The organism is Pseudomonas sp. NPDC087029 (genome assembly GCF_044745345.1).
Classification (GTDB): domain Bacteria; phylum Pseudomonadota; class Gammaproteobacteria; order Pseudomonadales; family Pseudomonadaceae; genus Aquipseudomonas; species Aquipseudomonas faucium.
Genome location: NZ_JBIVAB010000010.1, coordinates 1 through 23,946, shown reverse-complemented (window position 1 = coordinate 23,946; position 23,946 = coordinate 1). Strand labels below are relative to the sequence as shown.

At 66.7% G+C, this 23,946-nt stretch carries 23 protein-coding genes; 5 read left to right on the top strand and 18 right to left on the bottom strand.

Features of this window, described 5'->3' with window-relative positions:
* Positions 1-7 precede the first annotated feature (7 nt).
* Genes ACIPG5_RS16845 through ACIPG5_RS16820 form a run of 6 tightly spaced genes read right to left on the bottom strand, consistent with a single transcriptional unit; the run spans position 8 to position 6,098 of the window.
* The gene (locus ACIPG5_RS16845) at positions 8-1,393 is read right to left on the bottom strand and encodes an amidase (RefSeq protein WP_236235908.1); all 1,386 of its coding nucleotides are present in this window, start codon (positions 1,391-1,393) and stop codon (positions 8-10) included.
* Entirely contained in the window at positions 1,380-2,375 is a 996-nt protein-coding gene (locus tag ACIPG5_RS16840) for an acyl-CoA synthetase (protein ID WP_401376442.1), read from the bottom strand. The genes ACIPG5_RS16845 and ACIPG5_RS16840 overlap by 14 nt, the downstream gene beginning before the upstream one ends.
* A complete protein-coding gene (locus tag ACIPG5_RS16835) occupies positions 2,372-2,656 on the bottom strand; it encodes an acyl carrier protein (protein ID WP_176511107.1) in 285 nt (94 codons plus the stop codon). Before ACIPG5_RS16835 ends, ACIPG5_RS16840 begins: the two co-directional genes overlap by 4 nt.
* Positions 2,653-3,060 carry a hypothetical protein gene (locus ACIPG5_RS16830; protein WP_176511106.1) on the bottom strand — a complete coding sequence of 136 codons (408 nt, stop codon included), beginning with the start codon at positions 3,058-3,060 and terminating at the stop codon, positions 2,653-2,655. Before ACIPG5_RS16830 ends, ACIPG5_RS16835 begins: the two co-directional genes overlap by 4 nt.
* A 9-nt stretch (positions 3,061-3,069) precedes the next feature.
* Positions 3,070-4,785: a prenyltransferase/squalene oxidase repeat-containing protein gene (locus ACIPG5_RS16825; protein WP_401376439.1), complete on the bottom strand. Its 1,716-nt coding sequence runs from the start codon at positions 4,783-4,785 to the stop codon at positions 3,070-3,072.
* Positions 4,782-6,098, bottom strand: a complete 1,317-nt coding sequence (locus ACIPG5_RS16820; RefSeq protein ID WP_401376436.1) for a phenylacetate--CoA ligase family protein — start codon at positions 6,096-6,098, stop codon at positions 4,782-4,784. The genes ACIPG5_RS16825 and ACIPG5_RS16820 overlap by 4 nt, the downstream gene beginning before the upstream one ends.
* Before the next feature lie 293 nt (positions 6,099-6,391).
* Here ACIPG5_RS16820 and ACIPG5_RS16815 point away from each other — a divergent pair, with 293 nt between their 5' ends.
* Positions 6,392-7,771 (top strand): 3-deoxy-7-phosphoheptulonate synthase class II, encoded by a 1,380-nt coding sequence (locus ACIPG5_RS16815; protein ID WP_401376433.1) that lies wholly within the window; start codon positions 6,392-6,394, stop codon positions 7,769-7,771.
* A 29-nt stretch (positions 7,772-7,800) separates the two neighbouring features.
* A complete protein-coding gene (locus ACIPG5_RS16810) occupies positions 7,801-8,973 on the top strand; it encodes an MFS transporter (protein WP_401376430.1) in 1,173 nt (390 codons plus the stop codon).
* A gap of 1 nt (position 8,974) precedes the next feature.
* Here the strand turns inward: ACIPG5_RS16810 and ACIPG5_RS16805 are convergent, their stop codons facing one another.
* Both ACIPG5_RS16805 and ACIPG5_RS16800 read right to left on the bottom strand, forming a co-directional pair.
* Positions 8,975-10,114, bottom strand: coding sequence for a glycerate kinase (locus tag ACIPG5_RS16805; RefSeq protein WP_401376427.1), 1,140 nt, complete (start codon positions 10,112-10,114; stop codon positions 8,975-8,977).
* 112 nt (positions 10,115-10,226) lie between these two features.
* Positions 10,227-11,324, bottom strand: coding sequence for a sugar diacid recognition domain-containing protein (locus ACIPG5_RS16800; RefSeq protein WP_176511099.1), 1,098 nt, complete (start codon positions 11,322-11,324; stop codon positions 10,227-10,229).
* Positions 11,325-11,487: 163 nt separating this feature from the next.
* Between ACIPG5_RS16800 and ACIPG5_RS16795 the strand changes: the two genes are divergently transcribed.
* From ACIPG5_RS16795 to ACIPG5_RS16785, 3 genes are all read left to right on the top strand, one after another.
* Positions 11,488-12,816 carry an MFS transporter gene (locus ACIPG5_RS16795; RefSeq protein ID WP_236235915.1) on the top strand — a complete coding sequence of 443 codons (1,329 nt, stop codon included), beginning with the start codon at positions 11,488-11,490 and terminating at the stop codon, positions 12,814-12,816.
* A 104-nt stretch (positions 12,817-12,920) separates the two neighbouring features.
* Positions 12,921-14,441 (top strand): FAD-dependent oxidoreductase, encoded by a 1,521-nt coding sequence (locus ACIPG5_RS16790; RefSeq protein WP_401376423.1) that lies wholly within the window; start codon positions 12,921-12,923, stop codon positions 14,439-14,441.
* Positions 14,442-14,520: 79 nt separating this feature from the next.
* Positions 14,521-15,531: an aldo/keto reductase gene (locus ACIPG5_RS16785; protein ID WP_176511096.1), complete on the top strand. Its 1,011-nt coding sequence runs from the start codon at positions 14,521-14,523 to the stop codon at positions 15,529-15,531.
* 39 nt (positions 15,532-15,570) lie between these two features.
* Here ACIPG5_RS16785 and ACIPG5_RS16780 read toward each other — a convergent pair whose 3' ends face one another.
* The 10 genes from ACIPG5_RS16780 to ACIPG5_RS16735 all read right to left on the bottom strand — a co-directional run.
* The gene (locus ACIPG5_RS16780) at positions 15,571-16,389 is read right to left on the bottom strand and encodes an RHS repeat-associated core domain-containing protein (protein WP_401376420.1); all 819 of its coding nucleotides are present in this window, start codon (positions 16,387-16,389) and stop codon (positions 15,571-15,573) included.
* A 133-nt stretch (positions 16,390-16,522) separates the two neighbouring features.
* Positions 16,523-16,747 (bottom strand): cold-shock protein, encoded by a 225-nt coding sequence (locus ACIPG5_RS16775; protein WP_401376418.1) that lies wholly within the window; start codon positions 16,745-16,747, stop codon positions 16,523-16,525.
* Between the two features lie 176 nt (positions 16,748-16,923).
* Complete coding sequence (locus ACIPG5_RS16770; RefSeq protein ID WP_176511094.1) at positions 16,924-17,136, bottom strand: cold-shock protein; 213 nt, start codon at positions 17,134-17,136, stop codon at positions 16,924-16,926.
* A gap of 141 nt (positions 17,137-17,277) precedes the next feature.
* Entirely contained in the window at positions 17,278-17,979 is a 702-nt protein-coding gene (locus ACIPG5_RS16765; RefSeq protein WP_401376415.1) for a TraX family protein, read from the bottom strand.
* Positions 17,980-17,982: 3 nt separating this feature from the next.
* A complete protein-coding gene (locus tag ACIPG5_RS16760; protein WP_401376412.1) occupies positions 17,983-19,068 on the bottom strand; it encodes a metal-dependent hydrolase in 1,086 nt (361 codons plus the stop codon).
* Positions 19,069-19,443: 375 nt separating this feature from the next.
* Entirely contained in the window at positions 19,444-20,694 is a 1,251-nt protein-coding gene (locus ACIPG5_RS16755; protein ID WP_401376409.1) for an OprD family porin, read from the bottom strand.
* Positions 20,695-20,748: 54 nt separating this feature from the next.
* Positions 20,749-21,948: a benzoate/H(+) symporter BenE family transporter gene (locus ACIPG5_RS16750; protein WP_176511090.1), complete on the bottom strand. Its 1,200-nt coding sequence runs from the start codon at positions 21,946-21,948 to the stop codon at positions 20,749-20,751.
* Between the two features lie 115 nt (positions 21,949-22,063).
* On the bottom strand, positions 22,064-22,978 hold the full coding sequence (gene catA / locus ACIPG5_RS16745; protein ID WP_401376406.1) for a catechol 1,2-dioxygenase: 915 nt from the start codon (positions 22,976-22,978) through the stop codon (positions 22,064-22,066).
* 33 nt (positions 22,979-23,011) lie between these two features.
* Positions 23,012-23,302, bottom strand: a complete 291-nt coding sequence (gene catC / locus ACIPG5_RS16740; RefSeq protein ID WP_042127247.1) for a muconolactone Delta-isomerase — start codon at positions 23,300-23,302, stop codon at positions 23,012-23,014.
* 17 nt (positions 23,303-23,319) lie between these two features.
* Positions 23,320-23,946: enolase C-terminal domain-like protein (locus ACIPG5_RS16735; RefSeq protein ID WP_401376403.1), on the bottom strand; the 627-nt coding region annotated here is incomplete at its 5' end.

Below are 23,946 nucleotides of genomic sequence, written 5' to 3'. Positions count from 1 at the left end.
CTGCTCCTTACACCTGAAGACGACGGGTTGGCAGCAAGCCGGTGACGGCCTGCAGGCGTTTGGCGATGTCCACCAACTGCCGCTCGCTGTCGCGCCGGCCCATGATCTGCACGGCCAGCGGCGCCTTGCCGTCGTCACTCAGGCAGATCGGCACGGTGATGGCCGGCAGGCCGCTGAAGCTGGCCAGCGGGGTGAAGCTGATCTTCTGCGAGTAGCCTTCATCGGCCGGCGACGGGATGGTCGAGTCGCCCGGCTGCGGGTTGCGCTTGTCGAACGGGCGGTTGGGGTCCATCGGGAACACCACGAAGTCCACTTGCGCGGCGTCGAACCAGGCATCGATGCCGGCGCGGATGCTGTCCATGCGCTGGTGGATGCGCTGGTAGTCGCTGTCGCTGACGCCCTCGCCCACCTTCAGCGCGCTGAGGGTCGACCAGTGCAGCTCGCAATCGAAGCGGCGCGCCCAGGCCGCCGAGGCCAGCCAGGCATCGCGGGCGCAGAGCTGCCAAGCGTCGCCGCGGCAGGCCCAGAGCTCGGGCATGGCGACTTCGCCGGGGGCCATGCCCAGGTCTGCCAGGGCGCTGCGGGCCTGGCCGAGCATGGCCAGCATCGCCGGGCTGGTCAGTGCCGGGTCCAGGGCGTGTTCCAGCACCGCAACGCGGTAGCGCTGCTTGAGCGGCTGCTGCTCCCCCAGCAGCGGCTCCAGGCCCAGCAATGGCAGCAGCAGGTCGAGGTCATCGGCGCTGCGGGTGACCCAGCCCAGGGCGTCCATGCGCGGCGACAGCGGGAACACCCCGGCCAGGCTTGCGGCTTTCTGGGTCATGCGCAGGCCGACCATGCCGCAGTGCGACGCCGGCCAGCGCACCGAGCCCAGCACGTCGGTGCCCAGGGAGATGTCGCACAGCCCGGCCGCCACCGACACCGCGGAACCTGTGCTCGAGCCCGACGGGTCGATGGTGGGGAAATGCGGGTTGCGACAGCCCGCGCCGAAGGCGATGTTCAGCTCGGTGGTGGCCACCTTGCTGGTCAAGGCAATGCGCGGGTCGAGGAAGGTCAGCGCCTCGGCGCTGCGCTGCGGGTAATGGCGGTAGCTGCGCAGGCCCAGGCGGGTCGGCAGGCCGGCGACGTCCACCGTGTCCTTGACGCCCAGGCGGAACCACGGCGCATCGACCGGGCGGGTGCTGGTCAGGCACCGGTAGTGGCTGTCGGCGTGCACCGACCATTGGGCGTACTGCGCCGCCCACTCGGCCGCCAGGGCCGGGGTGCGCTGCAACAGTTCATGGCGCTTGCGCAGGCTCAGCGCCAGGTATTCGGGCTGCTCGCGGCCGGCGCCGGGCTCGGCGCCGCAGTTGGCCAGGTAATGGGCAATGGTGGCTTGGGTGTCAGCGTGGGTCATGGGTGTATTCCTTGACAGCGGTTGAGGCCGCCCACGGCTGGGGTTTGCCGGTGGCGGATAAAGGCAGGTGGTCGACGCGGCGTACCGCGACCGGGTGCGGATGGCCTGCGGGCAATTGGGCGAAGGCCTGCAGCACTGCGCGCTCGCTCAGCGTGGCGGAGCTGAACAGCACCTCGAAGGCTTCGCCGCGCAAGGCATCGCGCACGGCAACGCAGGCCAGCGTCGGGCAGCCCAGGCGCTGGCCGAGCTCGCTGGCCAGGCGCCCCAGGTCCAGGCGCAGGCCGTTGACCTTGATCAGGCTGCTGGCCCGGCCCAGCCACTGGAAGCGGCGCGCGTCCAGCACCTGCACCTGGTCATCGCAGCGGTGGCTGGCCGGCGCGCTGGGCTGGCCTGCTTCACGGGCGATGCGCGGGCTTGCGACTTCCAGGGCGCAAGGCTGCCCTGGCGGGCTCAGCAGGCGGACATCGTCGAGCAAGGTCCAGGCTTGCTCGGCGCTGCTCTGGGCATCCAGCTCGCGGTAGGCCATGGCGCCGGTTTCCGTGGCGCCCAGCAGTTCGACGAAGCGCACCTGGGGCCCGGCATGGCGCTGCACCGTGGCCAAGGCCCCAGGCGGCAGCAGCGAGGCGCTGTGCACCACCAGCACCGGGCGGCGCGGCGCCAGCCTTGCCAGCAACGCCGGCAACAGGCGCCAGGTGCTGGCAATGGCGAGGATCACGCAGGTGCCTTCGCCGTCGAGCTGGGGGAGCCGCTGCTGCTCCAGCGAGCAGCTTTGCAACCGCGCGTTCATCACCCGCGCACCGACTTCGCCAAGGATCTTGCCGTAGCTGTGGCTGGCCGGCGCAAACGCCAGAATCTCCCGCGCCTCGGGCGCAAAGCGGCCGAGTATCAGCGCCGCCTCGCGCTCCATCTGCGCCACGCTGCGCAGCCACTGGCGCGGCGCGCCGGTGGAGCCGGAGGTGGTGAACAGCTGCTCGGCGCTCACGGGGCACCTTGCAGGGTCAGTTGGTCTTCGAGCTTCTGGGCAACGAACTGCTCCATCTTGGCCAGGGTTTCGAACCAGAAGCGCACGTCGTCGCTCAGGTAGTCCACTTCGATGTCGAAGGCCCCTTCGATGGCGGTGATCACTTCAACGGCCATGAGGCTGTCGAAGCGCTCGCCGAGAAAGTCGCGAAAGCTGTCGCGCGGGCCGATGGCCTGCACCTGCTCGCCAAGCAGTTGGCCGAGGGTGTGGCGAATACGCTGTGCAATGCTGAGGTCGTTCACGGGCCGGTGTTTCCTTGTTGTTGGGCAGCGTTGGTCAATTGCGCACCGGCACTGAAGAACACGTGCTCGGGCAGAATCGGGTCGAAATGCAGGTAGATGAAGGCGTTCGGGTAATGCGTGCGCAGGCAGCCGTGCAGGCCTTCGGCAAGCGCCTGGTGCGCCAGGCGGTCACGTGCGGCCGACAAGGTGATGCGCACATGGAACTGCGCAGGTGCGCCTTCGCGGTCGCTGATGGGCATCGGCATGCCCGCGCTGAACACGCAGTCCGCGGCCAAGGGGTGGAAAAACACCATGCAGTGGGCGGTTTCGGCGCCCAGCTGCTTGAGCTGGCGGGTAAAGGCCAGGGCCAGGCGCTTGCGCTCCAGCGGTGGCAGCGGCGCGCAGGAAACACTGAGGGTGGGCATGGCGGCTCCTTACGATAACTGCAGGCTGGGCAGGTGTTGGCGCTGGCCTTCGGCGAAGGCCTCGAGCAGGCGGCCCAGGCAGCTGGACAGCGGATCGACCCCTTGCAGGAACAGCGGCGACCAGGCGTGGCCGGCGGCGCTGCGCACCTTGCCGAGGAAGAAACGCAGGTGTGGCAGGTCTGCCGGCAGGCCGAGGTCGGCGGCCAGCGCAACCGCCTGGTAAGTGCTGAGCAGGTCGGGGATGCGCTGCCCCTGGTTGGCGAAGCCGCCCTGGCGCACCTTGTGCGCGGCCAGCAGCTCGGTGGCCTGCCGGGCCACGTCGTGGCCGATGTAGGCCAGGCAGCTCAAGGCCTGCAGCCCGGCACGCAGCGACGTTTCAGCGCGCGGGAACGAGGCGTAGCCCTGGGCCTGGCGGCAGCTGGCGACGTAGCGCTCGATGGCGGTAAGGCTCACGCCGCACTCGCCGCCCAGCTGGCGCACGATCGACACGGCCGATGCGGTGGACACCATGTCCGAGCCGCGCCCTTCCCAGAAGCCGAAGCCGCCATCCGGGTTCTGCAACGCCGCCAGCCACTGCCCGATCGCCTGGCGTGGGCCTGGTTGGCCGCTGAAGGCACCGGCGGCCAAGGCCCAATTGGTGCAGCGCACTTCGGCGCCGCGCCCGGGCATGTACATCACGCCCGGTTCGTTGGGCATCTGGCAGCCTTCGATCCAGCGCAGTGCAGCTTGGCCCTGCGCCGGCGCAAGGCCAGCGCCGAGCAGCGCAGCGGCGGTGGTGAGTACATCGGCAGCGGAGCCGGCCTGGCGATAGGTGAAACCACCCTGGGGCATGGCCAACGTGGCAATAAACGCGGCCACCTCGCCTGCCAGGTGCGCGACCGGCTCACCCAGGGCCTTGAGCGAACCCACGGCGCAAAAGGCGGCCCAGACATCTTCACCGTCATAGCCATCCCAGCGCACGAAGGCGCCGCCTGGCCCGCGCAGGCCTTCGATCCAGTCGCTGCAGTGCTGGCGGCGCAACGGCTGCGCCTGCAATGCCGCGAGGCTGGCCGTGGCGCGGTAGGTCGCCCACAGGCACGGCACATCCGCGGCTTCGCTGAAGCGGAAGCCGCCGCCGTCCATTTGCTGCGCCTGCAGCCAGCCGACCAGCCGCGGCACGTCCCAGCGAGGTGCCGGCAACCCCTGGCGTTCCAGGGCGCGCGCCGCCATCACGCCATAGAAGCAGGCGCGGGTATCGGCCAGGTTGCGCTGGGCGAAGTCGGCAGACCAGCTCAGGCCGCCATTGGCGCATTGCAGGCCTTCGAGCCAGGCGTACAGCGGCGCGCTGTCCTGCACCTGGCCCTGGCACACCTCGATCAAGGTGCGCAGCGCGTAGTGGCTGGCCCACACGTCGGCAGTCTGGCCGGGGCACATGGCGTAGGCGTCGCCGTCGAACAAGGTGTGCAGCCAGGCGGCGGTTTCGTCGCGCCGGTCGAGCGCGATGCCCAGGTCCTTGAGCGTTTCGGTGCAATAGAAGGTTGCCCAGGCATCCGAAGGCATGCCCTTGCTCCAGGCAAAACCACCATCGCGGTTGCGCCGGGACTGGATGTAAGCCTGCAGCGCCGGCGCATCGACCTGCTCCAGGCGCTCGACCCAGGCCAGGGTGCGGATCGCGGCATAGGTGCACCACAAGTCTGGCTGGCCATTGCCCAGGCCCTGCCCCTGGGGAAACTGCGGCGCGCTCACGGCTGGCCTCCAACAAAACGCAGGTTGGTCTTCTTCCAGCTCTTTTGCGAGGCGCCGCTCTTGTTCAGCGCCGAGAGGTTGTTGACGAACAACACCCGGCTCCAGCGCAGGCCCATGTGCCGTTCGCTGCGCTCGAGCAGCTGCGCCTGCAGTTGCGCTTCCTGGGTACTGTCCCAGGTCACGTCGCGTTCCAGGATCAGCGCGGCACTGTCGCTCTGGCGGTCGATTTCGATGACGTAGCCGGTGGCATCGCAGGTGCCGTAGACCACCTCCTCGACCGCGCGGATCTCGAGGCCCACGCCGCCCACCACGACGCTGTCGCTGTCGCGGCCATTGATCAACACGCTCGGGCTGGCCCGGCCAGGTTCCCAAGGGGCGGTGATGGTCACGCTGTCGCCGGTGTCCAAGCGCAGCAGCGGGCGCGCGTACAGGTTCAAGGGCGTCACCACCAGGCGGCCGGTCAGGCCTTGCGCCGGGGTTACCAACCTGCCATCGGGCAGCAGCAGTTCGAAGTAGTTGGTGGCGGTGGCCAGGCGCATCTGCTGGTCATCGCCCACGGCCGCCAAGGTGCCGGTTTCGGTACTGCCGTAGCTGGCGTCGAACACCTCGCACTGCCACCAGCGGGCCAGCCGCTGGCGAAACGGCTGGGTGTTGACCTCGCCCAGCAGCATGATCGCGTGCACCGACTCGGCGAAGCTGTGCAGCAGCTCGCGCTGTTTCAGGTAGCGGGTCAGCTGCACCAGCACGCCCGGGGCGATGAACATCACGCTCGGCTTGTAGGTTGCAAAGGTGGTGCACACCCGCTCCCAGTCGGTGATACCCGTGGTGAACGGGTACAGCCGCACGTGCGACACATCCAGGTATTCGCAGACGTTGGCGATCAAGTCGCCCACCGGGACGATATCCGACGGCATCAGGTTGGCCACCCGCGCCCCCGGGCGCAGCACCGAGCGCCAGTGGCTGGCGACGCTGACCGCGTTCCAGATGATGTCTTCCTTGAGCCGTGGAGTCGGCGTCGGCTCGCCGGTGGTGCCGGTGGTGGCGTAATACTTGGCGGCCTCGCCAAGTTGCACCGTGCAGAAGTTGAGCGGTTGGGCCTTGAGCACGGCCTTGGCGGTGAGCGGCAATTGCTCGAATGCCGCGCTGCTGTAGTCACCGATATGTGCGTAGTGGGCGCTCTGTTGTGCCCGCGCCCAGGCCGCCTGCAACTTGCGCTGATAAAACGCGGCGTCGGGAATATGCCCCACCTGCTGCTGGAGCTCGCCCTGCGCGGCCTTCAGCACGCCGTAATCCTGGTCGTTGTGAACTAACATCGACTCGCCCTCTCGAAAAAGTGGCGCTGAGAATTGGCGAGCGGCGGGGCCAAGTAAAATACTTATTTGCGGGTAGCGGTGATAGTTGCAAAGTATTATTCGATAGTTTCAGCCGTTTATTCTGACTACTAAGTAGGAAAAGCCTACCAATAGTTGTCGATTCACTCCGTGCCCACGGGCAGATATCAGACAAAGATATTTATTGTATTTCCAAAGCTGTGTCCGCCCTGCGCACTATCGCCGCCACCTGCTCCCCGGCAGGCCGAGTGACGACACTCTCAGGAGAGACACCCATGCTGACCCCCACTGCCGCTGCGCCTGACGCCCAGGCAACCTGGGCGCTTGATTCATGGCGCAGCTGCCCTGCCCTGCAACAGCCCACCTATGACGACCCGCAGGCCTTGCACCAGGCCCTTGCCGCGCTCGGCCAGCGCCCGGCACTGGTCACCGCCCAGCGCGTCCTGCAGCTCAAGGCCCTGCTTGGCGAAGCCCAGCAAGGGCGGCGCTTCGTGCTGCAACTGGGCGACTGCGCCGAGCGTTTCGAACACAACGACCTGGCCCAGACCACGCGCCAGGTCGCCTTGCTGCAGCAGATGAGCCAGGTGCTGATGCACGGGCTGCAGCTGCCGGTGGTCCAGGTCGGGCGCCTGGCCGGGCAATATGCCAAGCCACGCTCCAGTGACTGGGAGCAGCGTGAGGGGGTGAGTCTTGCAGTGTATCGCGGTGATAGCGTCAACCAGCACGCGTTCGACGCCGCTGCCCGGCGCGCCGACCCGCAACGCCTGCTGCAGGCGCATGCCCACTCGGCCTTGACCCTCGAACACCTGCACACCTTGCAACAGGTCGGTATCGACAACTTGCTGCATAACGAGCGCTGGTCCCTCGGCTGGCTCGAGCAAGCGCCCGATCACGCGCGCTTGCGCCCGTTCCTCGGCCAGGTGCACGACACCCTGCGCTTCATGCGCACCTTGGCCTGCTCGCAACCCGGCGAGTTCCTGCATCGCGAGATGTGGGTTTCCCATGAGGCATTGCTGCTGCAATACGAGCAGGCCCTGACCCGCCAGCACAGCGATGGCCGCTGGTTCAACCTGGCCACGCACTGGCCGTGGATCGGCATGCGCACGGCCCAGCCCAGTGGCGCCCATGTCGAGTACCTGCGCGGGCTGGCCAACCCCTTGGCGGTAAAAGTCGGCGTCGATACCGACCCCGCCCAGCTGCGCCAGTTGCTCGAACGGCTCAACCCAGACAACGAACCCGGGCGCCTGACCCTGATCCACCGCATGGGTGCAGCGCAGCTGCAGGCGCGCCTGGGGCCGCTGATCGATGCGGTCAACGCCGACGGCGCCAAGGTGCTGTGGCTGTGCGACCCCATGCACGGCAACACCCGCAGCCTGCCCTGCGGCACCAAGACCCGCGCCTTCGACGACATCCTCGGGGAAATCGCCGCCGCCTTCGCCGTGCACGCCCGCCACGGCTCCACGCTCGGCGGCCTGCACCTGGAGGCCAGCGGCGATGACGTCAGCGAATGCCTGGGCGGCGCCGCAGGACTGCAGCCGGCCGACCTGGGCCGGCGCTACCTGAGCCAGGTCGACCCGCGCCTGAACCGTGACCAGGCACTGGAGCTGGCGGTGCGCGTCAGCCTCGATGCCGCCGCCTGGCAGCAAGCCCTTTGACGCCAACCCGCTATAGAAGCCGTACCGCCATGCCAATCGTGATCTATGTGTTTTCCCTGTGTACCTTCGCCTTCGGCTTGTCGGAGTTCGTCGTGGCCGGCCTGGTGTCGGCCATGGCCGAAGACTTCGCCGCCTCCAGCACCGCCGTGGGTTCTGCCATTGCCGCCTATGCGCTGGGCGCCGCCATCGGCGCGCCATTGCTGACGGCGCTGCTGCTCGGCTGGCGCGAGCGCAACGTGCTGCTGCTGACCTTGGCCGTGCTGGCGCTGGGCAGCCTTGCCTTCGCCTGGGTCGAACAGCTGCCCCTGGCCAACCTGATCCGCTTCGTGATCGGCCTGGCCCACGGGGTGTTCATGGCGGTCGCCGCCGATGTGGCGGTCAAGCGCGTCGATGCCTCACGGGCTGGCAAGGCGTTGTCGCTGGTGTGGCTGGGGTTGACGCTGGCACTGGCGCTGGGGGTGCCGCTGGGGACGTTGCTGGGCAGCTTGTGGTCGTGGCGGGCGATCTTCGTTGCCCTGGGCCTGGCGGGCTTGCTCGGGCTGTGCGGGTTGTGGTGGCTGATGCCCAGGCAGGCAGCACCGGCGCTGCCCCCTGCCGGGCGGCTGGCCACGCTGCTGTCGAGGCCGCTGCTGGCGGCCGCGGCCATTGCCATGCTGGTCAGCGTGGCGACCTTTTCCTTCCTGACGTATGTGTCGCCGTTCCTGCTGCAGGTCACCCGTGGCGATGTCGGCCTGCTGAGCCTGGCGATGCTGATGTTCGGCGCCGCCACCCTGATTGGCAATGTGCTGGGCGGCCATGCAGCGGACCGCTTCGCAATAGATAGAAGCCTTCAAGTGGCCCTGATACTGCTGGCCTGCAACCTCGGGCTGCTGTACCTGGGGCGGCAACAGCCCTGGGCGGTGGTGCTGCTGGTGGGCGGGCTCGGAGCGCTGTTCTTCGCCATCGTCACCCTGTCGACCCTGCGCCTGCTTGCCCTGGCAAGGCAATTGGCACCACAGGCGAGCGGGGTTGCCTCAGGGTTGAGCATCGCGGCCTTCAACCTGGGCACGGCGCTGGGTGGCGGGCTGGGCGGCTGGTTGATCGAATGGGTCGGGCTGGTCTACCTGCCGCTGGCAGGCGCCGCGGCGGCGCTGCTGGCGTTGTTGTTGCTCAGCCGCCAGGCCGCGGCGGCGCGGTCGCTGCAAGCACCTGCCACGTCGTGACTCAGCGCTGCAGGGCGCAGCGCCACAGCCGGGCGATATCGCTGGCCCGCGCCTTGAGCAACGGCCCGGCATCGGCGCACGCCTGCTCCAGGCTCATCGGCCCGCTGGCCAGGGCAAAAGCGGCATCGATGCCATGGGCATACAGCTGCTGGTAGCCCTCGCCCAAGGTCCCTGCCAGCACCACCACCGGCACGCCATGGCGCTTGGCGACCCGCGCCACACCCATGGGCGTCTTGCCGCGCAGGGTCTGGGCATCGAAGCGCCCTTCGCCGGTAATCACCAAGTCCGCGCCTTGCACCAGGGCATCGAGCCCGGCCAGTTCGGCCACCACTTCCACCCCCGGGCGGAACTGCGCGCCCATGAAGGCCTTGGCGGCAAAGCCCATGCCGCCTGCTGCGCCGCAGCCCGGGGCCTCGCGCACGTCCTCGCGCAGCAACTGCGCGCAGTGGTCGGCGAAATGGCCCAGGGCCTGGTCCAGCGCCTGCACCTGTTCGGGGGTTGCGCCCTTCTGCGGGCCGAAGATCGCCGAGGCGCCGTTGGGGCCGCACAGGGGGTTGTCGACATCGGCAGCCACTTCTACCTGCACCTCGGCCAGGCGCGGGTCAAGGTCGCTGGCGTCGATGCGCGCCAGGCGCGCCAAGGCCAGGCCGCCCTCTTCCAGGGCTTGCCCGTCGGCATCCAGCAAGCGCAGGCCCAGGGCCCGCAGCATGCCGCTACCGCCATCGTTGGTGGCGCTGCCGCCAATGGCCAAAACGATGCGCCGGGCGCCGGCCGCCAGGGCCGCGGCCATCAACTCGCCGGTGCCCCAGGTGCTGCTGCGGCAGGCATCGCGCTGCGCGCTCGGCACCAGCTGGATGCCGCTGGCCTGGGCCATTTCGATGATCGCCGTGCGGCTGTCCGGCAGCCAGCCCCAGCCGGCTTCCACCTGCTGGCCCAGCGGGCCACGCACGGTCTGCCGGCGCAATTGGCCATGGCTGGCGGCGAGGATGGCCTCCATGGTGCCTTCACCGCCGTCGGCCATCGGGCACTCGACCAGTTCGGCCTCGGGCAGGGCCTCGGCCAGGCCAGTGGCGATGGCGTGGGCGACACCGGCGGCATCGAGGCTGTCCTTGAACGAGTCGGGGGCGATGACGATCTTCATGAAGCTTCTCCTGTACAGATAGCGGCATGCTGACAGCTACCCGCCGTGCCGGCCTCGGTCGAATGCACAAAATGCCCAGCCGGTTGTTTGGGCAAATGCCATTGCCTGCGCTTTAGCCCGCCGGCAGCAGCTGTAGGCCCAGGTACAGGCTCAACATGCCTTCCAGGCGCAGCGGGTCGACTTCGCCCACCTCGGCGATGCGCTCCAGGCGGTAGCGCAGGCTGTTGCGGTGGATGCCCAGGGCATCGGCGCAGGCCTGGCTCTGGCCATCGTGGGCGCACCAGGCGCGCAAGGTCGCGAGCAGCTGGCCGCTGGCGTCCTTGGCGCGGATGCGCTGCAGCGGCTCGAGCAGTTCGTCCAGCGCATCTTCGTTGCGATGGCGCCAGAGCAAGGCTGGCAGGCGGTAGCGCGCCAGGCTCAGCAACTGCTGGCCGGGCAGCACTTCGCGCCCGTAGGCCAGCAGGTCGCGCACGCGCCGATAGCCGCGGCGCAGTTGCTCCAGGCTCTGCGCCGGGCTGCCCATGGCCATGCGCTGCACTTCCCAGCCGCCGCGCAGCAGGCGTTCGACCAATTTGTCTTCATCCAGCAGCGGCCCGGCCGGGCGGCACCACAGCAGCGAATCGCGCGCCGGGCTCACGCACCAGCTGTCCGGGTAGCGGTTCATCAACCAGGCCGCCAGGGTTTCGCTGGGTGGCCCGCCGCGCAGCTCGAACAGGCACGGCACCCGTGGCAGTTGCGGCTTGAGCCCCAGTTGCTGTGCCTCGTCGAGCAGGCGTGGCGAATCACCGCTGCCGCCAAGCAGAAGGGCCAGCAGGTCATCGCAGCGCTGGCGCCGCCATTGCTGCTCCACCTGCAGGTGGCGCTGGGCCAGGAGCATTTCGGCAGTCATGCGCACCAGCTCGCCGTAGGTGCGCAGCTGCTGCGGGTCGCCGGTCAGGCCGAGCACGCCGATCAGCCGGCCGTCGAGCATCAACGGCAGGTTGACCCCAGGCTGCACGCCTTTGAGGCACTTGGCCGCCTCCACATCGAGCTCGACGATGCGCCCATTGGCCAACACCAGTTGCGCGCCTTCGTGGCGGGTGTTGATGCGCTCGGGCTCGCCACTGCCCAGGATCAGCCCCTGGCTGTCCATGACATTGACGTTGCACGGCAGGATGGCCATCGCCCGATTGACGATATCCTGCGCCAGGTCATGGTCCAGTTCGAACATTGCGCGATCCTTAGGCGTGTTAGGTTTTGTACTCAGGCACAGCGGCCCGCACGATACGCTGTGCAAAAGCACAAAGACAGGCGCGTCGCACTCCCCGAGACTCGTCAGGGCGAGCGCCGGCACAGGCGACGCGGCGACAACCATAACAACAGAGATCACGATCATGGCACACAGCCCTGCCCCTGACCAAGGCACCGAAAGCACCCGCAATGCGCTCTACCGGCGCATCACCCTGCGCTTGATTCCGTTCATTTTCATCTGCTACCTGTTCAACTACCTGGACCGCGTCAACGTCGGCTTCGCCAAGCTGCAGATGCTCGATGCTCTGAAGTTCAGCGAAACCGTCTACGGCCTTGGCGCCGGCATCTTCTTCATCGGCTACGTGCTCTGCGGCCTGCCCAGCAACCTGGCGCTCAACCGCTTCGGCCCGCGGCGCTGGATCGCGGCGATGATGATCGCCTGGGGCAGCTTGTCCACCTGCCTGCTGTTCGTCACCACGCCCACCGAGTTCTACACCCTGCGCCTGTTGACCGGCGCGGCCGAAGCCGGCTTCTTCCCGGGCGTGGTGCTGTACCTCTCGCGCTGGTTCCCGGCCGACCGCCGTGGCCGCATCATGGCCCTGTTCATGTCGGCGATCCCGGTGTCGGGCCTGCTCGGCGGGCCGTTCTCCGGCTGGATCCTCGAGCACTTCGCCGCAGGCCAGCACGGCCTGGCCGGCTGGCAGTGGATGTTCCTGATCCAGGGGCTGCCGACCGTGCTGCTGGGGGTGCTGGCCATCCGCTTGCTCAGTGACGGCTACCAGAAAGCCGCCTGGCTGAGCCCGGCCGAACGCCAGCTGATCGCCGCCGACCTCGAGGCCGACGCCGCCAGCAAGCCCAACACCACCGGCGACAGCGTGCTGGCCGTGCTCACCAACCCGCTGATCTGGACCTTCGGTTTCGTCTACTTCTGCATCCAGAGCGGTGTGTACGCGATCAACTTCTGGCTGCCCTCGATCATCAAGAACATGGGCTTCGACAACCCGCTGCTGATCGGCTGGCTGAGCGCCATCCCGTACCTGCTGGCTGGGGTGTTCATGATTCTCTGCGGGCGCTCGGCGGACCTTCGCAACGAGCGGCGCTGGCACCTGGTGGTGCCGATGCTGATGGGCGCGCTGGGCCTGCTGATCGCGGTGAACTTCGCGGCCAACCCGGCCATCGCCATCCTCGGCCTGTCGATCGCCACCATGGGCGCCCTCACCGGCCTGCCGATGTTCTGGCCGATGCCGACGGCGCTGCTCAGCGCCAGTGCGGCGGTGGCGGGCCTGGCGATCATCAACTCGGTGGGCCAGATGGCGGGCTTCCTCAGCCCGTACCTGGTCGGGTTCATCAAGGACCAGACCGGCTCGACCGATGCCGCGCTGTATTCGCTGGCGGCCTTGATCGTGGTGGGTAGCCTGGTGGCCCTGCGGGTTACCCGGGCCGGCGCGTTGAAGGCCGCGCGCAGCCATTGAGGCAACACGGGGCCGCGCTGCGGCCCCATCGCCGATCGTCAGGTCGACGCACCTCCCCCATTCCCCCGGCGTCAAATGGTTCCAAAGCCCTTTGGAGAACCTCCATGACCCAGCACGCCGTGGCCCGCCTCGAACAGCTCGACCCCAAGCGCCCCCTGCGCGTGCAGGCCGGCAGCGAAGAACTGATCCTGATCCGCCAGGGCGACCAGGTGCATGCCTACCAGGCCGACTGCCCGCATGCCGGTGCCCCGCTGGAGGAAGGCGTGGTCTGCAATGGCCTGCTGGTGTGCCCTTGGCACAAGGCCGCGTTCGCCGTCGACGAAGGCGTCGTTTGCGAGCCGCCGGCGCTGGCCGACCTGCGCCGCTACAAGGCCTGGGTCAAGGATGGCCAGGTCTGGGTCGATGACCAGCCGTTGCCACGTGCCACGGCGCCACGCCACAGCGATGCCCGCTGTTTCGTCGTGATCGGCGCCGGGGCCGCCGGGGCCGCGGCAGTCGCCACGCTGCTGGCCCACGGCTTTGCCGGCAAGTTGATCTGGCTCGACAAGGAGCGCCAGCCCGCCTACGACCGCACCGCCTTGAGCAAATTCGTCATCGGCGCAGAAATGCCCGCCGATGAAGTGCCGGCGTTGCTGGAGGCCGACCAGTTGCGCCAGGGGCAGTTGCAGCGGCGCCTGGGCAAGGTGCGCACGCTGGATGTGAACAAACGCCAGATCACCCTGGCCGACGGCCAGCACCTGGACTACGACGCCGCGCTGCTGGCCACTGGCGGCAAGCCCACCCGCCCGGATGTGCCCGGCGCCGACCTGGCCGGGGTGATGACCTTGCGCTCGCGGGAGGACGCCGCGCGCCTGCTCGATGCCGCCGAGCCGGGCCAGCCGGTGGTGATCGTCGGCGATGGCTTCATTGGCCTGGAGGCGGCCTCGGCACTGCGCAAGTATGGCGCGCAGGTGCATGTGGTCAGCCGCCATCCGGTGCCGCTGGCCAAGCAGCTGGGCGAGCGCATCGGCCGCGCGCTTCGCGAACTGCACGAGCGCAAGGGCGTGGTGTTCCACGGCCCGACCGAGGTCACCCGGTTCACAGGCTCGGGGCAGGTAGACGCGGTGGAGCTGGCCAACGGCGAAACGCTGCGCACGCGGCTGGTGCTGCTGGGCACCGGGGTCAAGCCTGCCACTGCCTTCGTGCAAGGCCTGGCGCTGCACCGCGATGGCGCCGTGCAGGTGGATGCCGAGCTGCGCGCCGCCGAGGGCTTGTGGGCGGCCGGCGACATCGCCCGCTTCCCGCTGGCCGGCCAGCCGGTGCGCATCGAGCACTGGCGCCTGGCGCAACAGCACGGGGTGATCGCCGCCGCCAACATGCTCGGCGAGCAGCGCCGCTACGCCGATGTGCCGTTCTTCTGGACCTACCAGCACGGGCGCACCTATGAAGTGCTGGGCCATGCCCAGCAGTGGGACGAGATGGTGTTCGTCGGGGAGCCGGAGCACGGCGACTTCATTGCCCTGCAATGCGTGGGGGAGCAAGTCGCAGCGGTGATCGCCAAAGGCTACTCGGACGCCATGGCGCTGTTATCGCAACGGATGAAGCGGCCGCTGAGCCGCGCCGAGGCGCTGGAGCTGATCGGCTGAAGCACCTGGCCTGTGCTTTCAAAGGGGCGCGCTTGTGTGTAAAACACACCCTTCCCCTCCGTGCACAGGATGCTTCGACATGATCTACCGCCCCCTCGGCCACAGTGGCCTGCAAGTCTCCGCGCTCACCCTGGGCAGCATGATGTTCGGCGAGCAGACCAGCACCGAAGATGCGTTGCGGATCATCGACAAGGCCTGGGACCAGGGCATCAATTTCATCGACACGGCCGACGTGTACAACGCCGGCCGTTCCGAGGAAATCGTCGGCGAAGCCGTTGCCCGCCATCGCCAGGACTGGGTGGTGGCCTCCAAGGTCGGCATGGGCCCCACCGATGGCCTGCCCAACCGCAGCGGGCTGTCGCGCAAGCACATCTTCAATGGCATCGACGCCACCCTCACGCGCATGCACCTGGACTACCTGGACATCTATTACCTGCACCGCGAAGACCACAAGGTGCCGCTGGAAGAAACCGTGCGCGCCATCGGCGACCTGCTGCAGCAGGGCAAGATCCGCTACTGGGGCGTGTCCAACTACCGCGGCTGGCGCATCGCCGAGATCTGCAATGTCGCCGAGCGCCTGGGCGTGGCCAAGCCGGTGGTGAGCCAGCCGCTGTACAACATCGTCAACCGCCAGGCCGAACCCGAGCAGCTGACCGCTGCCGCCTACCATGGCCTGGGCGTGGTGCCGTTCAGCCCGCTGGCCCGCGGCGTGCTCAGCGGCAAGTATGCACCGGGCGCCGCGCCCGAAGCCGGCAGCCGCGCCGCGCGCCAGGACAAGCGCATCCTGGAGGTGGAATGGCGCCAGGAGTCGCTGGCCATCGCCCGCGACATCCAGGCGTATGTGCAGGCCAAGGGCGTGGGCATGGTCGAGTTCGCGATCGCCTGGGTGCTCAACAGCCAGCTGGTCAGCTCGGCCATCGTCGGGCCACGTACCGAGGCGCAGTGGGACACTTACGGGGGCGCGCTGGAGGTGAAGATCACGGCCGAGGATGAGGCCTTCATCGACTCGCTGGTGACGCCGGGGCATGCGTCCACGCCGGGGTTCAACGATGTGGCACATTTTGTCAGTGGGCGTGTGGCGCGCAGCTGAAATCAACAGGGCCGCATAGCGGCCCTGTTCAAAGGTAATTCACGCCCGCCTAATTGAGGTCACATGATCTTTCATGGCGCTGGAAGATAACGCTACAACTTCTGTCGACCATTCACTGAACGTAACGCCATCATGGTTGAGCCGAAACTGTATATATTCTTGCATTGATTTTCTTACTAGCCGCTCCTCCCTACCTGAAGCCTTTACTTGTTGAAAATCGACTAAAGTCTTCACTACTTTGTTCCGCTTACCGGACCCTATCGAATGCCAGTTATGAAGTGCTTTAAACGCATCCCAGTGAGGGGAGTCGGCGCGCGGTGGCGCCACGACTGCATCTAAGGTGTGTTCATACGCTCGTACGGGTGGAAGGGTTTTATTTCTCGAGGGCGTAAGCTTGACTCTGAGCAGATTTCTAGTTGCTGAATCCACAGCCCTGGTGCCCGATGGTCTTCCGATTATTCGACGCCGGAGGGAAGGCACTTTGACTGCCTGCTGTTTCATGTAAGCGATGTAAGCGTGTCCGCTGGGATCATATCGATTTATTGGGTCACCTCCACAGTAGGCATAGGCATTGATCCCGCCATCGCTAAATGGGCTCAAATTGTCGGGGGCGCAGAACCGCATTATTTGCGGTGAGAAGTTTCGTACACCGTTTCCCAGCAGGTAGCCTTGCGATGCTTCATCCTTTCGCTCGCCGTTGAATAGAAGTACCGAGCGTGCCCAGTGGTGAGCCCCCATACAACCATAGGGGGTATATGTAAGCAGGTGAACCGAGTCGTATTGCTGCGTAGATAATACTGTAGAAGAGTGTTCACACCCCACGATTTTCGCCGCTTTGAGATTGGAATTGCTATCCATTAGATTTTCGGGGCCTCAAAATTAAAGGTTAAACGGCGAGGGACGCAATCCAATACGCCGCCTGGTGCTTTGGGCGCGTTTTAGAAGCAGCAGAGATTGCCATTTGCGCCTGGCTGCATCGCCCACGAGTGTTTTAATCCAAGGGCTGCTCGTCTTCGATGACGATATTGATGGCGTACCAAAGGCCATCCTGCCCTTGAACCAACTCATAGCTGACACGCTGACCTTCACGGATGACCGGCGTACCGTCACCTACCGCATCCTTTAGAAAAACCAACTGTCCTTCCTGCGGCGCCACGAAACCAGGGTCGACAAGTGCAACCGAAGGTGTGGCCGGATACTGCGTACGTTTTGACATGAACAGTCTCCGCTAGTGATTGTGTGGGTCAGGCCGTTCTAACCTCTGGAATCATTTCACCGTCAGTGCTGATCTTGTGGCTTTCAGGGCAAAGGGGCTACTGGCATTTCTACTAGTTCTCGAACGCCACCCACAAAAAAAGGGCCCACAAGGGGCCCTCTTCTGGAAGCCGTCGACTATACGACGCGTACTTGAGCGGCCTGCAGCCCCTTCTGCCCTTTCTCAGCAACGTAGCTGACAGTCTGGCCTTCTTTCAGGGACTTGAAGCCATCTGACTCGATGGCCTTGAAATGAACGAACAGGTCATCACCACCGTTTTGCGGGGTAATGAAGCCAAAGCCTTTTTCATCGTTGAACCATTTAACGGTTCCGGTCTCTCTGTTGGCCATGCGCTGAATCCTCGTTTGCTAGCTGCGTGTTGCCTTGGGTGTATCTCATCTTCTGACAAGTCCCGGCCCTATCAGGATCAGCCATACATGCAAAGTGCGCCACTATCATTTTTGTCAGGGCGACCAGGCGCCCACACCAGCCTATCCTCCAGCCGCAGTAGCCAGCACCATCATCAGCACCTTCAAAACCAGCAGATGCGCGGGGTAGAACAGATAACCCCAGCGCTTCACGGCAGGCACACGCCAGTGGTCCAGGCGCAGTAACAGGCATCCAACGGGGATGGCCGACAGCGCAGCGGCCATCGTCAAAAGCGTGACAGGCGCCAGCAAATGGCCGCGCAACCAGCTGTTGGTGAGATTGCCCGCCACCGCCAGCAGGCAGGGCAACAACCAGCTGGCCCCACCCACGCGGCGCGCCATCAGCCAACCTGCAGGCAGCAGCACGCCCGGCAGGCCGTACATCAGTTGCTGGCTGAACAGTGCCCCGGTCAGCACTGCGCCAAGCCCGGCCAAGCGAGCCCACCACTGGGGATGCCGCACGCCCCAAGCCACCAGGACGCCCAAGGCCAGCGTGGGGATCACGCTGAAGGTCTGGGTGTGCGGATCGAGCCAGCGATAAGGCCCTTCCGACACCACGGCAAAGGCCAGCATCCAGCCGAGGTAGCGCACGTGAATGCTGCTCGCCCGCGCCACATTGGCGGCGATGGCCAGGCAGAACAGTGGAAATGCCAGCCGGCCGACGATGAACAGGCCATCGGCGGCCGGCCACAGGAAACGCAGGTGATCGGCGACCATGGTCAGCATTGCCGTCCACTTGACCAGGTCCAGGCCGGCCGAGCGCACCGGTCAGCGCCCAGGCTCGGCGGCCTGGCCCAGGTACTGGGTGGTCCAGGCGGCCAACGGCAGCGGCGGTTGCTGGTCGAGGATGCGCCGCCAGATCAACGCCAGGTCGTGGCCATCGAACATCGAGCCCGGCCCCGCCCCCACGTAGCGGCTCGGCGTATCGGCCACCCAGTGCCCTTGGCTGTCGCGGTGGGCCATGTTGAAGCGGAAGGTGTAGTTGCCGGGGATGCCCATGCGCAGGTCGGTGACCACCAGCGCATCGCCGACCTGGTCGTAGCGCAGCCAGTCATCGGTGAACCAGCGCAGGCGTTGCAGCAAGGGCGCCGACGGGAGGCCGTCGGCGGCGGCGAGGTTCAGTGGCAAGCGCTGCATTTCCGGCGGCGCGCGGTCGAACAGGCTGCTGATGCCTTCGTAGTAGTCGCCATCCGGGGTCTTGGCCAGCACCCGCCAGACCAGGCTGTTGAAGGCCATCGGCACCGCACGCACCTGGGTCACGGCCACCCCTTGCTGGTCGAGGGCTGCCTGCAGGCGATGCTCGGCGACCATGCGCCCGGCCAGGCCGAAGCCCAGGTAGGCCGTGCTGAAGATCAACGCAAGGCTCATCAGGCGCAAGGCCTTGTGGTTGATGCCCTTGATCGCGGTGTAGAGCACGGCGGCCAGCAGTGGCACGGTGTACAGCGGGTCGATGATGAACACCGCCGCCCAACTGAGCGGCGTGGTCTGCAGCGGCCAGAACAGCTGGGTGCCGTAGACCGTGAACGCATCCAGGAGCGGGTGGGTCACCAGCACCAGCCAGAAGGCCAGGAACAGGCGCCCCAGCGTGTAGCCCTGGGTTGGCCAGCGTGTTCGCCCCAGCCAGTTGACCAGCAAGGCCAGCAGCAGGGCGAGCCCGGTGAGCACGAAGAGCGAGTGGGAGAAGCCGCGGTGATAGGTCATCTGCGACACCGGGTCGGCGTAGCGGATGACCACGTCGAGGTCCGGCACGGTGGCCAGGGCGGCGCCGTAGATGAGTGAGCGGCGGCCCTGGATACGGCCGAGCACCGTACCCTGGAGGGCGGCGCCCAGAACGGCTTGGGTGATGGAGTCCAAGGGTAGGCTTCCTGAGGGGGTGATGTAGGAAACCTAACCTTGTTGATCCAGAGGGTGCAAATGCAGGTGTGTGACAACCGGTAGCAACCACGCTTGCCAGCGATGAGGCGCAACGCGGGTGCAGGTCTTGAGTATTGCTGTGCGGCGCGAATCGAGCGCCGCCCGCGCGGCGCATCGCGGATGAATCCGCTCCTACATTTGTTGCAACGTGCCACGGTCTGTCAGGCCATGGTTGTTCGCCTTTGGCGCCCGCCGAGAAATCGTGTCGTGCCACCCAGGCTGACAACCATGGCTTATCAGGCATAGGTACGTTGCAACAAATGTAGGAGCGGATTTTATCCGCGATGCGCCGCGCGGGCGGCGCTCGATCTCATGTCAGAACAGCTGCCAGGTGTACACCAGGATCAACCGGTTCTCATCGATATCCGTGCGGTAGTTGGACCGCGCCATGGCATTGCGCACGCGGATGCCCAGGCCTTTGAGCACCCCGCTCTGCACCGCGTAGCCCAGGTCGATGTCGCGCTCGCGGTCCTTGCCCTCGTAGCCTTGGCCGGTGTCGACGTTGTTGCCGGTGATGTAGCGCACCGTCGCCGTCAGCCCCGGCACGCCGAGGGCCGCGAAGTTGTAGTCGTAGCGCAGCTGGTAGGAACGCTCGTCGGTGTAGGCGAACTCATAGGTCGGCACTTCGTTGCCCAACGGCGAAATGTTGGCGAATACCCGTGGAAACGGGCTGTCGCCATAGATACCCTGGTAGCCCACGTGGAAGCTGTGGCCACCGCGCCTGGCGGTCAGCAGCGAAAACAACGCCTGGTTGTCGATGTTGCCGAGCAACGCGTCACCGTCCTTGCGGGCCGTGAAGTAGCCAAGGTTGGCGCTGAGCACCCAGTCCCCCACCGGCTTGCTGTGCTTGAAGCCGACAAAGCCCTGCGCGTAGATGTCCGCCAGTTGCCCGTACCACAGGCTCACGCTGCTCTGGTTGGCATTGAACGCGTAGTCGCCCCCGACATAGTTGAACCCATCGCTTTCGGCCTGGCGCTGGGGCACGTGGCCGAGCATCGCGTTCATCTTGCCGTCGCCGCCCTCGTTGCGCAGGTGCGTCGAGCGCAGGTGCCCGGCCTGCAGCGTCAGGCCGTCCAGCTGCGTTGTGCTCAGGCTGACGCCCTGGTAGGTCGGTGGTAGCAGGCGGATATCGCTGAAGGTCAGCACCGGCAGGTTGGGTTGCAGCTCGCCGATGCGCAGCTCGGTGTTCGACAGCCTGGCCTTGAAGGTCGGCGCGAGGCGGCTGTACTCGTTGGCGGCGCGGCCATCGCCGTGCACTGGCAGCAGCCCGGTGTTGACGCGGTCCGGGCTGCTGTCGAGCTTGATCCCCAGCAGGCCCAGGGCGTCCACGCCAAACCCGACCGGGCCCGGCGTGTAGCCGGACTTGAAATCGAGGATGAAACCCTGGGCCCACTCCTCGGCCTTGGACTGCTGGTTGGCGCCGACGATGTCCGAGTAGTCGCGGCTGAAGTAGTAGTTGCGGGCGCTGAGGCTGGCCTTGGCCTCTTCGAAGAAGCCGCCTTGGGCAGCGAGTAACGGCTGGCTGAACAGGGTCAGCCCGATGGCAACGCAGGGGGTGTGGTTCATTCCGAAGCTCTCTTGATCTTGTTGTTATGGGTAAAGCGTTGGGAATACGACGGTTCAGCAATTGCGGCGCAGGGCCTGGATGGCGGGTGGGCGGCGCACATGCAGCAGCGCATGGGCCAGCAAGCCGAACAGCAAGCCCCAGAACGCGGCCGACAGGCCCAGGAACGACACCCCGGAAGCGGTGACCAGGAAGGTGAACAGGCCAGCATCGCGCTCTGCAGGTTGTGCCAGGCTGCGGGCCAGCGCCTCACTGATCGCGCCATACAGCGCAAGCCCGGCCAGGGCGGCGATCAGCGCAGCAGGAAAGGCGGCGAACAGTGACATCAGCGTCGCCCCGGCAATGCCCAGCAGCAGGTACAGCGCACTGCCCGCCACGGCTGCGACATAGCGCCGACGGGGGTCTTCGTGGGCCTCGTGGCCGGTACACAGGCTGGCGGTGACGGCGGCAAGGTTCAGGCCATGGCAGCCGAACGGGGCGAGCAACGCGCCACCGACCGCACTGGCGCTGATCAGCGGGCTTGCCGGCGTGCCGTAGCCGGCGTTGCGCAGCACCGCCATGCCCGGCATGAACTGCCCGGTCAGGGCCACCAGCACCATCGGCAGCGCCAGGCTGAAGACCGCCGCCAGGCTGAACTGCGGGGTAATCCACTGGGGCGAGGCCAACGCCAGTACCAGCGCCTCGCTGCGAAACGCGCCACTGGCAAGCGTCACCACGGCGCCGGCAGCCAGCACCGCCGCCACCGCGTACCGCGGTTGCACCCTGCGCATCAGCACGTAGGTGGCGAACATCGTCAGCACCAGCCCCGGTTGTGCCGGCAGCGCACGGAACACCTCGGTGCCGAAGCTGAACAGGATGCCGGCCTGCATGCCGGCGGCGATCGACCCGGGCAGCCGCGCGATGATGCGGTCGAAGGCCCCGCTGATGCCAATCAGCAGCAGCACCAGGTTGGCGATCAGGTACGCCCCCACCGCTTGCTCAAGGCCCAGTTGCGGCAAGGCGGTAACCAGCAGCGCAGAGCCTGGGATCGACCAGGCGATCACCACCGGTACCCGGTAGTGCAGGCTGAGCACCGCGCCGAGCACGGCGCTGCCCATGGACACCGCCCAGACCCAGGACGACAGCAGGCCCTGGGACAGGCCGGCGGCCTCGGCGGCGTGGAAGATGATCACCAGCGGGCCGGCGTAGGAAATCATCGTCGCGATGCAGCCGGCGACGAGGGCGGACAGCGAGCTGTCCTTGATCAGGGTTTTCATGGGGGCTCTCGCTACAGGGTGGATGGCAAGGGCTTTGCCCTTGATCGCCGGCAAGCCGGCTCCCACAGAGGACGGTGGTGAACCTGTGGGAGCCGGCTTGCCGGCGATAGGGCCTTCAGCCTTCCTGCAACGCCCGAGGCCGCCCACTGCGCTGCTCATCGGCGCTTGCCTGCGCCTTCTGCAGCTGGAAGTCGAACTTCAGCTCGGCATACCGCCCCTCACCGCCCTCACGGAACACCACCTCCCCCACCAAGCCATCACGGGTCGCATAGGCGAAGTCGTCCCACAGGTACTTGTCCCCCGACAGGTTGATCTGCGTGGTCAGGTGCCGATGCCCCGGCGCCGAGATGAAGAAGTGCACGTGGGCCGGGCGCTGGCCGTGGCGGCCCAGCAGGTTCAGGCATTCCTGGGTCGGCCCCTGGGGGTCGCAGCCATAGCCCGAGGGCACGATGGAGCGCGCCCGGTAGCGGCCCTCGGCATCGGTGACGATGCGCCGGCGCAGGTTGTATTCGGATTGGCTCTGGTCGAAGAACGAGTAGGTGCCACGGGTGTTGGCATGCCACAGGTCGACGGTGGCGCCGGCCAGCGGCTTGCCGGCAGGGTCGAACACCTGGCCTTCGAGGAACATCGGCGTGGCCACGCCCGCTTCGCTGCCATCGTCCATGCGCACTTCACCTTCGGCGATCGGCGCGCCGGCCACGTACAGCGGGCCTTCGATGGTACGCGGGGTGCCGCCGCCGAGGCCGACCTCGGCGTCCTTGGCGTCCTGCAGCAGGTCGAGGAAGTGCTCGATGCCCAGGCCCGCCACCAGCAGCCCGGCTTCGCCGCGCCCGCCCAGGCGGTTGAGGTAGTCGACGGCGTGCCAGAACTCGTTTTCGCTGACTTCCAGGTCCTCGATCAGGCGCGCGGTGTCCTGCAATACGCGCTGGATGATGCGCTTCAGGCGCGGGCTGCCCTGGTCATTGCCAAAGCCTGCAGCTTGCTGGAAGAAGGCTTGCACGTCGGCGGTCTGGGAAATCTTCACGGTCATGGTGGGTACCTCTTGTTCTTGTGCGAAAGGGAATCAGCGGTCGTCGGCATGGATCGACGAGGGATGGCGGCACAGGCCGTCGACCTCGATGTCCATGTACGGGAACAGCGGCAGTTGCATCAGCGTGTCGTGCAGCGCCTCGACGCTGGGCAGGTCGAACACGCTGTAGTTGGCGTAGTGCCCGGCGATGCGCCACAGGTGGCGCCAGCTGCCCTCGCGCTGCAGGCGCTGGGCCAGTTCCTTCTCGTCGGCCTTCAGTTGCGCGGCCTTGGCCGGGTCCATGTCGACCGGCAGTTTCACGGTCATCTTCACGTGGAACAGCATGGGGTTTCTCCTTGGGGTTAGCGGCGGGCAAACCGCGCCAGGCGGGCTTCGTCCAGGCTCAGGCCGAGGCCTGGGGTGCGCGGCACGTGCAGCTGGAAGTCGTGGTACTGCGGCGGTTCGTTGACGATGTCTTCGGTCAGCAGCAGCGGGCCGAACAGCTCGGTGCCCCAGGTCAGCTGGCGCAGGGTGAGGAAGGCGTGGGCCGAGGCCAGGGTGCCGATCGAACCTTCGAGCATGGTCCCGCCGTACAGGGCGATGCCGGCTGCCTCGGCGATTTGCGCGGTGCGCAGCACGGCGCGCGGCCCGCCGTTCTTGGCGATTTTCAGGGCGAAGATGCTGGCGGCGCCGTCGGCGGCCAGGCTGAAGGCGTCCTCGACGCTTTCGATGGATTCGTCGGCCATGATCGGCGCCGGGCTGCGCTGGTTCAGGCGAACTTGCCCGCCGCGGTTGATGCGCGAAATCGGCTGCTCGATCAGGTCGATGCCGTTGTCGCCCAGCACCTGGCAGGCGCGCAGGGCCTGGGACTCGTCCCAGTACTGGTTGACGTCCACGCGCACGCTGGCCCGCTCGCCCAGCTCGCGCTTGATCGCCACCACGTGCTTGAGATCCTGCTCCAGCGGGTTGGCGCCGATCTTCAGCTTGAA

What these genes read in the sequence shown, in the direction of transcription:
- ACIPG5_RS16845 (WP_236235908.1), bottom strand. Translation starts at nt 1,393, where the DNA reads ATGACCCACGCTGACACCCAAGCCACCATTGCCCATTACCTGGCCAAC.
- ACIPG5_RS16830 (WP_176511106.1), bottom strand. Translation starts at nt 3,060, where the DNA reads ATGCCCACCCTCAGTGTTTCCTGCGCGCCGCTGCCACCGCTGGAGCGC.
- ACIPG5_RS16820 (WP_401376436.1), bottom strand. Translation starts at nt 6,098, where the DNA reads ATGTTAGTTCACAACGACCAGGATTACGGCGTGCTGAAGGCCGCGCAG.
- ACIPG5_RS16815 (WP_401376433.1), top strand. Translation starts at nt 6,392, where the DNA reads ATGCTGACCCCCACTGCCGCTGCGCCTGACGCCCAGGCAACCTGGGCG.
- ACIPG5_RS16810 (WP_401376430.1), top strand. Translation starts at nt 7,801, where the DNA reads ATGCCAATCGTGATCTATGTGTTTTCCCTGTGTACCTTCGCCTTCGGC.
- ACIPG5_RS16805 (WP_401376427.1), bottom strand. Translation starts at nt 10,114, where the DNA reads ATGAAGATCGTCATCGCCCCCGACTCGTTCAAGGACAGCCTCGATGCC.
- ACIPG5_RS16800 (WP_176511099.1), bottom strand. Translation starts at nt 11,324, where the DNA reads ATGTTCGAACTGGACCATGACCTGGCGCAGGATATCGTCAATCGGGCG.
- ACIPG5_RS16795 (WP_236235915.1), top strand. Translation starts at nt 11,488, where the DNA reads ATGGCACACAGCCCTGCCCCTGACCAAGGCACCGAAAGCACCCGCAAT.
- ACIPG5_RS16790 (WP_401376423.1), top strand. Translation starts at nt 12,921, where the DNA reads ATGACCCAGCACGCCGTGGCCCGCCTCGAACAGCTCGACCCCAAGCGC.
- ACIPG5_RS16785 (WP_176511096.1), top strand. Translation starts at nt 14,521, where the DNA reads ATGATCTACCGCCCCCTCGGCCACAGTGGCCTGCAAGTCTCCGCGCTC.
- ACIPG5_RS16780 (WP_401376420.1), bottom strand. Translation starts at nt 16,389, where the DNA reads ATGGATAGCAATTCCAATCTCAAAGCGGCGAAAATCGTGGGGTGTGAA.
- ACIPG5_RS16775 (WP_401376418.1), bottom strand. Translation starts at nt 16,747, where the DNA reads ATGTCAAAACGTACGCAGTATCCGGCCACACCTTCGGTTGCACTTGTC.
- ACIPG5_RS16770 (WP_176511094.1), bottom strand. Translation starts at nt 17,136, where the DNA reads ATGGCCAACAGAGAGACCGGAACCGTTAAATGGTTCAACGATGAAAAA.
- ACIPG5_RS16755 (WP_401376409.1), bottom strand. Translation starts at nt 20,694, where the DNA reads ATGAACCACACCCCCTGCGTTGCCATCGGGCTGACCCTGTTCAGCCAG.
- ACIPG5_RS16750 (WP_176511090.1), bottom strand. Translation starts at nt 21,948, where the DNA reads ATGAAAACCCTGATCAAGGACAGCTCGCTGTCCGCCCTCGTCGCCGGC.
- catA (WP_401376406.1), bottom strand. Translation starts at nt 22,978, where the DNA reads ATGACCGTGAAGATTTCCCAGACCGCCGACGTGCAAGCCTTCTTCCAG.
- catC (WP_042127247.1), bottom strand. Translation starts at nt 23,302, where the DNA reads ATGCTGTTCCACGTGAAGATGACCGTGAAACTGCCGGTCGACATGGAC.